Here is an 11827-nt window from a genome sequence, read left to right as displayed (position 1 = left end):
CGTTGCACAGCCGCCCCGCTCCCCTTATCTCCGCGCGCATGTCGACCGAACTCTACGACCTCACCGTCCCCGTCTTCCTGCGTGGCTTCAAGGCCATGTCGGCGTTCCTCGAAAAGGCACGCATCTGGGCGGACGAGAACAGCATCCCGCATGCCGAGCTGCTCGAAGCGCGCCTTGCCGACGACATGGCGCCGCTGAGCTCGCAGATCCAGCGCGTCAGCGACGGCGCCAAGTTCGCCCTCGCCCGGCTCGGCCAGCTCGAGGCACCGGCGATGGCGGATACCGAGACCAGCTTCGATGAGCTGCAGGCCCGCATCGCCGCGACCGTGGCCTTCCTCAAGTCGGTCCCGCGCGAAGCGGTCGACGGGCGCGAGGACGCTGATATCGAAGTGAAGACGCCGAACCGCAGCTTCCACTTCAAGGGCCTGCCCTACGTCACCACCTTCGCGCTGCCGAACTTCTACTTCCACATCACCACCGCCTACGCGATCCTGCGCCACAAGGGGGCGCCGCTCGGCAAGATGGACTTCCTGGGCGGCATCTGATGGTCCGGATCGCGGTGATCGGCGCGGGCGCCATCGGCGGCACCCTCGCCGCCTGGCTCGCCCAGAGCCATGACGTGACGGTCTGCGCCCGCTCGCCGCTCGCCGACCTGGAGGTCGAGACGCCCGAAGGCGTGATACAGGCCACCCCGCGCATCCTCACCGATCCCGCGGAGGCGACCCAAGTCGACTGGGTGCTCTGCACCACAAAGACCTATGACTGCCCCGCCGCGGCCGCCTGGCTGCCCGGGCTGATGGGCCCCACCACCCGCCTGGCGGTGATCCAGAACGGCGTCGAGCAGCGCGAGCGCTTCCCCCAGGTCCCCGCCCAGCGCACCGTGCCGGTCATCATCGACCTGCCCGCCGAGCGCACTGCGCCGGGCCGCATCATCCAGCGCCGTGAGGGCACCATCCATGTGCCCGAGGGCGAAGCCGGCGAGGCGCTGGTCGCGCTGTTCACCGACACGCCGATCGACGCCCAGACCACGCCGGACTTCCTCACCGCCGCCTGGCGCAAGCTCGCGATCAACTGCTCGGGCATCGTCAGTGCCCTCACCCACCGCCCCGCCGAAGTCGCCAATGACGAAGGCGCGGCGGAAGTGATGCGGGCGCTGGTCCGTGAGTGCATCGCGGTCGGCCGGGCCGAGGGTGCCGACCTGCCCGACAAGCTCGCCGACCAGGTGGTGAAGTGGACCACGCTCGCCCACCCGCAATCGGTCAACTCGCTCCACGCCGATTTCGAAGCCGGCCGCCAGACCGAAGTCGATGCCCGCAACCAGGTCATCGTCCGCCTCGGCGCGAAGCACGGCATCGACGCGCCGATGAACCGAGCGCTCGCATCAATACTGATCGCCGCTTCCACCCGTCCTTAACCGTTTCGGGGGCAGAACCCGGCCATGGAAGCCGGAGTTCGCGCCTTGTTGCTTAACCGGAGCGTCTGGTTCGTCGTCCTGCTGGCGATGGCCGGGCTGTATGGCATCTTTGCGTTCGACATCTTCCGCGACGAGACCTCGTCGGTCACCGACCGCAAGCTGCGGATCGAGCTGGACGAGTTCCTGCTCTTCGCGTCGGCACTCATCCTGTTGCTCTTCAGCTATGGACTGAACCAGCACCGCGCGCGTGGGCGCGAGCGAGACCGCCGCATCGCGGCGGAGCGCAGCGCGCGCGACCTAGGCTATCACGACGCGCTCACCGGCATGCCCAATCGCCGCGCCTTCGACGAAGCGCTCGGCAAGCTCACGCCGAGCGGGCTCCATGCCGTGCTGATGCTCGACCTCAACGGGTTCAAGGCGATCAACGACACCCATGGCCACGGCGCCGGTGACGCCCTGCTGCGCGTCGTCGCCGATCGCATCGCCGGCGCGGTACGCGAGGGCGACACCGCCGCGCGGCTGGGCGGCGACGAGTTCGCGGTCATCACCCCCGGCCTCGCCAATCCCGAGATCGCCAGGGTCATCGCGGGCCGGCTCGCGGAGAGCATTGCCCGCCCGGTCTTCGTCGAAGGGCGCACGCTGCATGTCGGCACCGGCATCGGCATCGCCCTGTCGCGCGCCGAGAAGCTCGGCCCGGCGGAACTGACCCGCCGCGCCGACCTTGCCCTCTACGCCGCCAAGCGCAGCGAAGGCGTGCCCTGGCGGGTCTACGGGCCGGAGCTCGAGGCGTAGCCATAGCTCCAGCCCGGGCAGTCTTGCCCAGCCCGTTGAACTCGCTGGCCGAAGCGCGATAGGGGCCAGCCAGCAATGATGGAGCTGCGCCCATGATCAGAATCATCTGCGTCGATGCCGATGATACGCTGTGGCACAATATGCGTCACTTCAACGCCGCGCTGCAGGCGTTTCAGGCATTACTCCTGCCATTCGCCGAAGCGTCCGTGACGCAGGCCGCCCTGGATGAAGCGGAGAACCGGAATCGCCACGCCTATGGCTATGGCGCGAAAGGCTTCACGCTGGCGATGATCGAGACGGCGATGGAAGTTGCGGGCGATGCTTTCTCCCGGGACCTCGTAGCCCATATCCTTGACGCCGGGCGGATGCTGCTGACCCATCCCGTCGAGTTGTTCGACGGCATCGACCATACATTGCGCGCGCTGAAGGAGCGCGGGGATCTGATCCTGGTGACCAAGGGTGACCTGCTGCACCAGGAAACGAAACTGGCCGCGTCCGGCCTCGGCGACCTTTTCACCGGGGTTGAGATCGTCAGCGACAAAACCGAGCAGACCTTCCAGAGGCTCTTCGCGAAATATGATGTCGCGCCCGGCGAATGCATCATGGCGGGCGACTCTATGCGATCCGATGTTCTGGCACCGCTGAACGCTGGCGCCTGGGCCGCCTATATTCCCCAGGAGGGTGCATGGGCCCATGAAGTTGCGGATAGACCGAGCGAGCAAGGCCGCTTCAGGCAGCTTTCGAAGCTGTCCGAACTGATCGGGTGGATAGACGAGATCAACCGAACCGCCTCGAGCAACTGAACCCTGCTGCCGGTGACCGGCTTCTCAGAGCTCCACGATCCGCGTCCCCAGCCGCACCGCCTCGTCACGGTCGTGCGTCACCATCAGGATCGGCAGCCGCACTTCATCCCGCAGGCGCTCGATCAGCGTCATGATCTCCTCGCGCCGCGCCCTATCGAGCGAGGACAGGGGCTCGTCGAGCAGCAGGAAGCGCGGATCGGAGAGCAGCGCCCGCCCGATCGCCACACGCCGCGCCTCGCCGCCCGAAAGCGTACGCGGCCAGCGGTCGAGCAGGTGGGCGATACCGAGCAACGCAATCGTCTCGTCCACGTTCAGCCCGGCCTCGTCGCGCCGGCCATAGAGCAGGTTCGCCCGTACCCGCAGGTGCGGGAACAGCCGCGGTTCCTGGAAGACATAGCCGGCGCGGCGCTCGGCTACCGGTACGTCGATTGCAGCCGTCGCATCGAACAGCGTTTCGCCCGCCACCCGCACATGCCCGGCATCAGGCTCGATCAGCCCGGCAACCATGTTGAGCACGCTGGTCTTGCCCGCGCCGGATGGGCCGAACAGCACGGTGAGCCCGTCGCCCGCCTCGATCCGGCAGGCGATCTCGGCCTCGCCGATCCGCTTGGTCAGCGCGATGTCAAAGGACATGCAGCCCCCTGCCCGCGCGCCGCGCGATCAGCTCCGAGGCAAGCAAGGCCGCCAGCGAGAGCAGTACCGAGATGCCCGCCAGCCGCAGCACCATCGCCTCTCCGCCCGGCACCTGGAGTGCGGCATAGATGGCGAGCGGAAGGGTCTGTGTCTCCCCCGGCACGTTCGACACGAAGGTGATCGTCGCGCCGAACTCGCCCAGCGCCCGCGCAAAGCCCAATACCGTGCCGGCCAGCACGCCCGGCAGGCTGAGCGGCAGGGTCACGCTGGTGAACACCCGCCAGCGCCCGGCACCCAGCGTCGCCGCGGCCTGCTCCAACCGCCGGTCGACCGCCTCGATCGACAGCCGCATCGCCCGCACCGTCAGCGGCAGCGCCATCACCGCGCTCGCAATTGCCGCCCCGGTCCATCGGAACAGCACCGAGACACCAAACCAGCTCTCCAGCCAGCTCCCGATCGGCCCGGCGGGGGCGAAGGCGAGCAGCAGCAGCCAGCCTGTGACGACAGGCGGCACCACCAGAGGCAGGTGTACCAGCCCGTCGAGCAGCAGCTTGCCCGGAAACCGCCCACGCGCCAGCAGCCAGGCCAGCGCGAACGCCACCGGCAGGCATGCGAGCACCGCCACCCCGCCCACCTTCAGCGATAGCCAGACAATGCCCCAGAGCTCGGGGGTCATCGGGCAAACTCGCCTGGGGCCGGGGAATCAGGCATCCCCGCGCTTCACCGGGAACTTCAGGATGCCGAAGCCGACGGCGAACCCTATCAGCAGCCCGATCGCCATATTGTCGATGAGCGCGCCCAGGATGATGCCGCCAAACACGCCCGCGGCGAACCCGATCGAACCGTTTCTGCTCATCAAATGCCCCCGCAATCGGCTCCATGCCGCGAATGGGTCACTAAAGGCGAAGCCAGGGCCCCGGGTCAACCGAGCGACCTTCCTCTAAAGCGGCCGGAACCCGAAGCGACGGAAGATCGCCTTGCCCTCGCCGCTCAGCAGGAAGCGGCGGAACGGCTCGGCGTCCGGGCTGGTCGAGGCCTTGAGCCGCGCCAGCGGGTAGCGGATCGGCGGATGGCTACGCTCGGTGAAGATCGCGGCGATCCGGACCTTGCCAGATGCCTGGGCGTCGGTCGCGTAGACGATCCCGCGCGGCACGACACCCCTCTCGACCAGCGCGAGTGCGGCGCGCACGCTCTCGGCACGCACGATATTGGGCTCGACCGCCGCCCAGCGCCCGCCGCTCTCGAGCGCAGCCTTGGCATAGCGCCCTGCCGGCACGGCATCTGGATCGGCAATCGCCACGCGGGTCTTGCCCAGCGCGCGCAGCTCGTCCTGGGGCCGGGCGAGCCGCGCGCCGGCCGGGGCGACGATCACCAGCCGGTTGCCGAGGAACGGCGTGCGGGTGCCCGGCAGGATCAGCCCGCGCTTCTCGATATCGTCCATCCAGGGTTCGTCGGCCGATGCGAACAGATCGGCGGCGGCGCCGGCCGCGATCTGCCGGGCCAGCGCCGAGCTTGCCGCGAAGGAGCAGACCGGCCGGACATGGCCCTTGCGCGCCCAGGCATCGGCCGCGGCGGTCATCGATTCCTGCAGGCTGGCGGCGGCCAGCACCAACGGCGCCTGCGCAGCCCGTGCGGTAGGCGGCCCGGCCAGCGCCACCGCTCCGATACCGGCGAGCAGCGCCCGCCGGTCGATCCCTGGGTTGGTCGTCATGCCCCCTGCCTGACAGTCGCCGGGCGGGGAGGCAAGGCCCTCACTTGAGACGCAGCGCCTTGCGGACATCGGCCCAGCGTACCAGCTTGAAATTCTGCGCGGCGGGGGCGTTGTCGCCGTCCTGCGCAAGCATCAGCCCGCCCTGGAGATCCGAACCGAAGCCGGCGGTGGAGACTTCGATGCCATCGGTCTCGCTGGTCGCACCGAATTTGCCGGCGGTGATCCGGAAACGCCCGGCATAGGCCAGGTCAGGCAACCGCCACAGGCCATACGCGCTGTCACCCTGGCTCGAGACGACCAGATAGCCGCCCCGCGTGCCCTGGGCGGCAATCGCCACGCCTTCGACATCGGCAACCAGCGTCTTGCCGTCGGCTGCGATCACCTTCTCGCCGCCAAGGGCATCACGGGAGTTCGCGCCGAAGCGCCAGACGCCGACATCCTCCTCGCCGACGTAGAGCAGGCCGGTACGATCGTCCGCGACACAGCCTTCGGACTGGGTTGCAAGCTTCATCGTGCGCACCCGGTCCGCCTTGATCGCCCCGCCCTCGGGCAGGATCTCCATCTGCACGATCGTGCCGGCCTTGTGGACGACAAAGGCGTACAGCTTGCCGCCGCGCGGCGCGTACATGCACAGGCCATAGGCTTCGCCGGCACCGGCATCGAAACGGCCGATCTCGGTTAGCTTCGCCGCCTTGGTATCGAGCGTATAGAGCGCCAGCTTCGCGTTCGCCTTGTCGTTGCGGTCGCTGGCCGCGACGATCACCTGCCCGCGCCAGCTGCGCAGGTCGACATTGTTGACCCGGCCAGCCGGCAGGGTCGAACGGAGCTTGCCGGACAGGTCATAGACGTTGAGCCCCGCCTTCTTGTCGGTCGCGACGATCAGGCTTTGCCGCGGATCGCGGGCATTGCGCCAGATCGCAGGATCGTCCGCGGCATCCTCAAGGCTCGCCACCGCCACCGTCTCGCCAACCGCATGAACCTGCGCGGTCGGCACGTTCTGCGCGGCAGGCGCAGTCTGAAGCAGCATCAGCGTGGCAAGCAACATGGTATCCCCCTTCAAGTCCGCTCGGGCCTTTATGAAGCGATTGAGACGCTTGGGTTACACTTCGTGACCAGGGTGTTGCGACTGGCGCCCGCCCGGCCCCCTCGATAGGCTGCGACGTCAGGGGGGACGAATCACGTGATCATCGGCATCGATCTTGGCACCACCAACAGTGCCGTCGCGATCTGGCGCGACGGGGAGTCCGTGCTCATTCCCAATGCGATCGGTGACCTGCTGACTCCTTCCGCCGTATCGGTTGACGAGAGCGGCGCGGTGATGGTCGGCATGGCCGCGCGCGAGCGCCAGTCCACCCATCCTCGCGACACCGTCACCGCCTTCAAGCGCTATATGGGCACTCAGCAAACGGTGACCCTGGGCAAGCGCAAGTTCGATTCGGAGGAGCTGTCGGCCCTCGTCCTGCGCCAGCTCAAGGCAGATGCGGAAGCCTTCACCGGCGAGAAGGTGACCGGCGCGGTCGTTACCGTCCCCGCCTATTTCAACGATCGCCAACGCAAGGCCACCCGCCGCGCCGGCGAGCTGGCGGGACTCAAGGTCGAGCGGCTGGTCAACGAGCCGACTGCGGCCGCGCTCGCCTTCGGCATCCAGATGCGCGAGCAGGAGCCGTTCCTGGTCTTCGACCTGGGCGGCGGCACGTTCGACGTGTCGATCGTCGAAGTGTTCGAGGGCGTGGTCGAGGTCCGCGCATCTTCGGGCGACAACCGGCTGGGCGGCGAGGATTTCAACGAGCTGCTCGTCCAGCATGTCCGCCCGAAGCTCGATCCGGCGGGCAAGCTCGCTGGCGCCGATCCGGTGGTGTTGCAGGAACTGCTCCGCGCCGCCGCCGAGCGCACCCGCCGCAAGCTCAGCGAAGGCGACGAGGCCGAGTTCACCATCGTCTGGCAGGGCGAGCAGTTCGCGACCAACGTCACCTCCGCCGATTTCGAAACCGCCGCCGAGCCGCTGCTCAAGCGACTGCGCGATCCGGTGCTGCGCTCGCTGCGCGATTCCAGCATCCGGGTCGAGGCGCTGAGCGAGATCGTCCTGGTCGGCGGCTCCACTCGCATGCCGGTGGCCCGCCGCGCGATCACCCGCATGTTCGGCCGCTTCCCGAATGCGACGGTGCATCCGGATCACGCCGTGGCCCTCGGCGCCGCGGTCCAGGCCGGGCTGCTCGCCCGCTCGGAAGCGCTGGAGGAAGTGCGCCTCACCGACGTCTGCCCCTTCACCCTGGGTGTCGACCATGCCGAGCCGGACGGGCGCGGCGGCTGGCGCACCGGGCTGTTCTCGCCGATCATCGATCGCAACACCGCGATCCCGGCGAGCCGGGTGAACTACTACAACACCGTCTCGGACAATCAGCGCGAGCTGCGCTTCGGCATCTATCAGGGAGAGGCCCGCGAGGTCTCCGGCAACGTCAAGCTCGGCGAAGTCCGCGTGCCTATCCCACCCAAGCCCGCGGGCGAGGTCGTCGTCGAGTGCCGCTTCAGCTATGATACCAGCGGTCTGCTGGAAGTGGACGTCAACGTCCCCGGCACCAGCACCAGCCGCAACCTGGTCATCATGGACGACGCCGATCCACTGACCGACTCCCAGCTTGCCACCCGCCGCGATGCGCTCGCAGCGCTCAAGCAGCACCCGCGCGACGAGAGCGACAACATGGCCGTGCTTGCCCGCGCCGCCCGCTGCTACGAGGGCTTTATCGGCGACCGCCGCGACGCCGTTGGCCATTGGATCGGCGTGTTCGAGAATGCGCTGGCCACCCAGGATCCGCGCACCATCAAGGAAGCGCGCGCCCGGCTGGTAGAGGCGCTGGACGAGATCGAGGGCGAGCGCTTCCTGTGAACCGCGGCGGGCCGGCATGGCGCACGCTCGGCATCGAGCCGACGGACGACACTCGCGCGATCCGCCGCGCCTATGCGGAGAAGCTCAAGGCGATCGATGTCGATCGTGACCCTCAGGCCTTCATCGCGCTGCGCGAAGCGTTCGAGCAGGCGCAGAGCGAAGCGCAGTGGCTACGATATGAGCAGGAGGAGGACGAAGAGGCCGAGGCCGAAACCGCCCAGGCCGAAGCCAGTCGTCCCGACCAAGCGCTATCCGAGCCGGAAGAGGATCCCGACGAATGGGACGATGAGCCCGGCATCGAGATCAACTTCGACGCGTGGGAACGCGATCCACTCGCCGCCGAGATCGCCTTCGCTCCACCGGCGCCCAATCCCTGGGCGCCACCTACACCGGAGGACTATGACGATCATGCCCGCGCTCTGGCCGGGCTGTTGCTCGGCGAGCATGCGGAGCAATGGCCGAGCCCGGAAGAGACCGAGGCGATGCTCGCCCACTGGCAGCGCATCACCCGCGACCCGCGCATGCAGGAAATGTCCTTCTATGCCGACGCGGAGAACTGGTTCGCCGACCTGATCGCCCGCGCCGTCCCCTTCTCGGATCCGCTCGTTGCATCGGTGGCCGACCATTTCGGCTGGATGAGTGCCGCCGGCGAGATCAGCCAGTCGCCCGCGATCGCCTATGTCGTGCGCCGCCGCCAGTCGCTCGACTTCTTCGAGGCGGTCCGCGCGCCATCGCATCCACTCCACGCGGCATGGCGCGAACTGACCAGGCCAGCCCACGAGAAGTCCCGTCGGGGCTGGGTGCGCGGAAAGAGGGTCCGCGAACTGCTCGCCACGGTCCGCACCCATTATCCAGAGCTGGAGGCCAATTTCGACTCCTATCGCGTCGAAATGTGGGAGCCGACATCCCGCAGCGGCGGCTGGAACTGGACCGGCATGATCGTCGTCTGGATCCTGATCTCGCTGCTCCACTTCGCCAACAGCCAGTGCAAAGAACAGAACCGCTTCGCCCCGATCCCCGGCGTCGAGGCGCCGGTGATTCCCGAGACGCTGAGCAACGAGCGGGTCGATATCGATCGCGCACTCGAGGCGCTGTACGAACGCAATCTCGACATTGCGACGATCGAGGACAAGAACCCCGAACTCTATGTCGCGCTGATGACGTACTGGAAGGATTCGTTCCTGCGGAAGGACAGCTGGGTCAACTTCACCAACGGCATGATCCCGTTGCTGAACGCGCGCGTCCAGGCGGGCATTCCCGGCGCGCCCCTGCCGCTGCTGCGCGACTATCACCGCCTCGCGCTCGACCGCGCCCTGGCGCTGCGCGCCGTCAGCCCCGACGTCTGCGCCAATTATCTCGCCGGCAAGGACTATGACGGCAGCAAGCTTCCCAAGAACCTGGCGGAACGCAACCGTGCGATCATGGCGCGGATACTCCTCGCCACCCGTGCCGGGCCCGACGGCAAATCGACGCCGTCGCCGGAGCCCTCAGCCGGCCAGACCAAGACGTTCAACGTCCCGGGCTTCATCATGGAGAAGGCATCCGCCCGCGCGGGGATGACGCGCGAGCAGCTTGGCCAGGCGATGCGGTACCAGGGCAGCAACGCGCAGCAATGCAACGGGCGCATCGCCTTCATGCAGACCGTGCCGGCAGAGCCCGACGACAAGGTCGGCAAGCTGCTGCGTACGCTATGAAGAGGGCGAGGGTTATTCCTCGCCCATCCGCAGCGCGGCGATAAAGGCTTCCTGCGGGATCTGCACCGAGCCGTACTCGCGCATCCGCTTCTTGCCTTCCTTCTGCTTTTCCAGAAGCTTGCGCTTACGCGTGATGTCGCCACCATAGCATTTGGCGGTAACGTCCTTGCGCAGCGCCGCGATCGTCTCGCGGGCGACCACCTTGCCGCCGATCGCCGACTGGATCGGGATCTTGAACAGATGGCGCGGGATCAGGTCCTTGAGCCGCTCGCACATGCCGCGGCCGCGCGTCTCGGCGGTCGAGCGGTGGACGATCATGCTCAGCGCATCGACCGGCTCGTTGTTGACGAGGATGCTCATCTTGACGAGGTCGCCGGCGCGGTGGCCGATCTGCTCATAGTCGAAGCTCGCATAGCCGCGGCTGATCGACTTGAGGCGGTCGTAGAAATCGAACACCACTTCGTTGAGCGGCAGTTCATAGGTCACCTGGGCGCGGCCGCCGACATAGGTGAGGTTCTTCTGGATGCCGCGGCGATCCTGGCAGAGCTTGAGGATCGGGCCGAGATACTCGTCGGGCACGTAGATCACCGCGTTGATCCACGGCTCCTCGATCTCAGCGATCCGGTTGGGATCGGGCATGTCGGCCGGGTTGTGCAGCTCGATCTCGCGCGCTTCCGCCTCGCCCGCCGCCTTGGTCAGCTTGAGCTTGTAGACCACCGACGGGGCGGTGGTGATCAGGTCGAGGTCGTACTCGCGGCTCAGGCGCTCCTGGATGATCTCCAGGTGGAGCAGGCCGAGGAAGCCGCAGCGGAAACCGAAACCGAGCGCCGCCGAGGTCTCCATCTCGAAGCTGAACGAAGCGTCGTTCAGGCGCAGCTTGGAGATGCTCTCACGCAGTTTCTCGAAGTCGTTGGCATCGACCGGGAACAGGCCGCAGAACACCACCGGCTGGACTTCCTTGAAGCCCGGCAGCGCTTCGGCGGCGGGCTTCTTGGCGTCGGTCAGCGTGTCGCCGACGCGCGCCTGGGCGACTTCCTTGATCTGCGCGGTGATGAAGCCGATCTCGCCCGGGCCGAGATCCGGCAGGTTCTCGATCTTCGGGCGGAAGCAGCCGACGCGGTCGATAAGGTGCATCGTGCCGGTCTGCATGAACTTGACCTGCTGGCCCTTCTTCAGCGTGCCGTCGATCACGCGGACGAGGATGACGACGCCGAGATACGGATCGTACCAGCTATCGACCAGCATCGCCTTGAGCGGCGCATTCGGATCGCCCTTCGGCGCCGGGATGCGCTCGACAACGGCGTCGAGGATCTCGTCGATGCCGATGCCGGCCTTGGCGCTGGCGAGCACCGCGTTCGACGCGTCGAGGCCGATGATCTCCTCGATCTCGTTCTTCACCTTCTCGGGCTCGGCCGAGGGGAGATCGATCTTGTTGATGACCGGGATGATCTCGTGATCATGCTCGATCGACTGGTAGACGTTCGCGAGCGTCTGCGCTTCCACGCCCTGCGCCGCGTCCACCACCAGCAGCGCGCCTTCGCAGGCGGCCAGGCTGCGGCTCACTTCATAGGCGAAGTCGACGTGACCCGGCGTGTCCATCAGGTTGAGGACATGGCCCTTCCACTCCAGGCGCACGGTCTGCGCCTTGATCGTGATGCCCCGCTCCTTCTCGATGTCCATGTTGTCGAGGACCTGCGCGGACATCTCGCGCTCGGAGAGCCCGCCGGTGCGCTGGATCAGACGATCGGCCAGGGTCGACTTGCCGTGGTCGATATGCGCGATGATCGAAAAGTTGCGGATCTTGGAAAGTTCGGTTGCCATGATGTTGCGCGCGTTAGCAGGCGCGGGCCAGTGCCGGAAGTCCCGCGCGAAATACAAAATAGAAGGGCCCGGTGG

At 67.3% G+C, this 11827-nt stretch carries 12 protein-coding genes; 6 read left to right on the top strand and 6 right to left on the bottom strand.

The window, feature by feature from the left end:
- The first annotated feature begins 38 nt into the window (after nucleotides 1-38).
- The 4 genes from AC1RJ5_RS20830 (at nucleotide 39) to AC1RJ5_RS20815 (ending at nucleotide 3009) form a co-directional block, all read left to right on the top strand.
- Entirely contained in the window at nucleotides 39-545 is a 507-nt protein-coding gene (locus AC1RJ5_RS20830; RefSeq protein WP_269576063.1) for a DUF1993 domain-containing protein, read from the top strand.
- Nucleotides 545-1414, top strand: coding sequence for a 2-dehydropantoate 2-reductase (locus AC1RJ5_RS20825; RefSeq protein ID WP_493115467.1), 870 nt, complete (start codon nucleotides 545-547; stop codon nucleotides 1412-1414). The genes AC1RJ5_RS20830 and AC1RJ5_RS20825 overlap by 1 nt, the downstream gene beginning before the upstream one ends.
- Nucleotides 1415-1459: 45 nt before the next feature.
- Nucleotides 1460-2206, top strand: coding sequence for a GGDEF domain-containing protein (locus tag AC1RJ5_RS20820; protein ID WP_269576065.1), 747 nt, complete (start codon nucleotides 1460-1462; stop codon nucleotides 2204-2206).
- Nucleotides 2207-2298: 92 nt separating this feature from the next.
- Nucleotides 2299-3009 carry an HAD family hydrolase gene (locus tag AC1RJ5_RS20815; RefSeq protein ID WP_269576066.1) on the top strand — a complete coding sequence of 237 codons (711 nt, stop codon included), beginning with the start codon at nucleotides 2299-2301 and terminating at the stop codon, nucleotides 3007-3009.
- Between the two features lie 24 nt (nucleotides 3010-3033).
- Here the strand turns inward: AC1RJ5_RS20815 and AC1RJ5_RS20810 are convergent, their stop codons facing one another.
- The 5 genes from AC1RJ5_RS20810 to AC1RJ5_RS20790 form a co-directional block, all read right to left on the bottom strand.
- Nucleotides 3034-3642, bottom strand: coding sequence for an ATP-binding cassette domain-containing protein (locus AC1RJ5_RS20810; protein ID WP_493115464.1), 609 nt, complete (start codon nucleotides 3640-3642; stop codon nucleotides 3034-3036).
- Nucleotides 3632-4318, bottom strand: coding sequence for a molybdate ABC transporter permease subunit (gene modB, locus AC1RJ5_RS20805; RefSeq protein WP_493115462.1), 687 nt, complete (start codon nucleotides 4316-4318; stop codon nucleotides 3632-3634). The genes AC1RJ5_RS20810 and modB overlap by 11 nt, the downstream gene beginning before the upstream one ends.
- Before the next feature lie 27 nt (nucleotides 4319-4345).
- Nucleotides 4346-4498, bottom strand: a complete 153-nt coding sequence (locus AC1RJ5_RS20800) for a hypothetical protein (RefSeq protein ID WP_184168556.1) — start codon at nucleotides 4496-4498, stop codon at nucleotides 4346-4348.
- Between the two features lie 84 nt (nucleotides 4499-4582).
- Nucleotides 4583-5353 (bottom strand): molybdate ABC transporter substrate-binding protein, encoded by a 771-nt coding sequence (modA, locus tag AC1RJ5_RS20795; protein WP_493115460.1) that lies wholly within the window; start codon nucleotides 5351-5353, stop codon nucleotides 4583-4585.
- A 40-nt stretch (nucleotides 5354-5393) separates the two neighbouring features.
- Nucleotides 5394-6398: a phytase gene (locus tag AC1RJ5_RS20790; RefSeq protein WP_493115458.1), complete on the bottom strand. Its 1005-nt coding sequence runs from the start codon at nucleotides 6396-6398 to the stop codon at nucleotides 5394-5396.
- A gap of 135 nt (nucleotides 6399-6533) precedes the next feature.
- Between AC1RJ5_RS20790 and AC1RJ5_RS20785 the strand changes: the two genes are divergently transcribed.
- Nucleotides 6534-8237, top strand: a complete 1704-nt coding sequence (locus tag AC1RJ5_RS20785) for an Hsp70 family protein (protein WP_493115456.1) — start codon at nucleotides 6534-6536, stop codon at nucleotides 8235-8237.
- Entirely contained in the window at nucleotides 8234-9931 is a 1698-nt protein-coding gene (locus tag AC1RJ5_RS20780) for a hypothetical protein (RefSeq protein WP_493115454.1), read from the top strand. Before AC1RJ5_RS20785 ends, AC1RJ5_RS20780 begins: the two co-directional genes overlap by 4 nt.
- Before the next feature lie 12 nt (nucleotides 9932-9943).
- Here the strand turns inward: AC1RJ5_RS20780 and lepA are convergent, their stop codons facing one another.
- The gene (lepA, locus tag AC1RJ5_RS20775) at nucleotides 9944-11752 is read right to left on the bottom strand and encodes a translation elongation factor 4 (RefSeq protein WP_493115452.1); all 1809 of its coding nucleotides are present in this window, start codon (nucleotides 11750-11752) and stop codon (nucleotides 9944-9946) included.
- Nucleotides 11753-11827 lie beyond the last annotated feature (75 nt).

This window comes from Sphingomonas sp. GW822-FHT03G08, assembly GCF_058801135.1.
This window is presented reverse-complemented; position numbering and strand designations above follow the sequence as displayed.

What these genes read in the sequence shown, in the direction of transcription:
- AC1RJ5_RS20830 (WP_269576063.1), top strand. Translation starts at nt 39, where the DNA reads ATGTCGACCGAACTCTACGACCTCACCGTCCCCGTCTTCCTGCGTGGC.
- AC1RJ5_RS20825 (WP_493115467.1), top strand. Translation starts at nt 545, where the DNA reads ATGGTCCGGATCGCGGTGATCGGCGCGGGCGCCATCGGCGGCACCCTC.
- AC1RJ5_RS20815 (WP_269576066.1), top strand. Translation starts at nt 2,299, where the DNA reads ATGATCAGAATCATCTGCGTCGATGCCGATGATACGCTGTGGCACAAT.
- AC1RJ5_RS20810 (WP_493115464.1), bottom strand. Translation starts at nt 3,642, where the DNA reads ATGTCCTTTGACATCGCGCTGACCAAGCGGATCGGCGAGGCCGAGATC.
- modB (WP_493115462.1), bottom strand. Translation starts at nt 4,318, where the DNA reads ATGACCCCCGAGCTCTGGGGCATTGTCTGGCTATCGCTGAAGGTGGGC.
- AC1RJ5_RS20800 (WP_184168556.1), bottom strand. Translation starts at nt 4,498, where the DNA reads ATGAGCAGAAACGGTTCGATCGGGTTCGCCGCGGGCGTGTTTGGCGGC.
- modA (WP_493115460.1), bottom strand. Translation starts at nt 5,353, where the DNA reads ATGACGACCAACCCAGGGATCGACCGGCGGGCGCTGCTCGCCGGTATC.
- AC1RJ5_RS20790 (WP_493115458.1), bottom strand. Translation starts at nt 6,398, where the DNA reads ATGTTGCTTGCCACGCTGATGCTGCTTCAGACTGCGCCTGCCGCGCAG.
- lepA (WP_493115452.1), bottom strand. Translation starts at nt 11,752, where the DNA reads ATGGCAACCGAACTTTCCAAGATCCGCAACTTTTCGATCATCGCGCAT.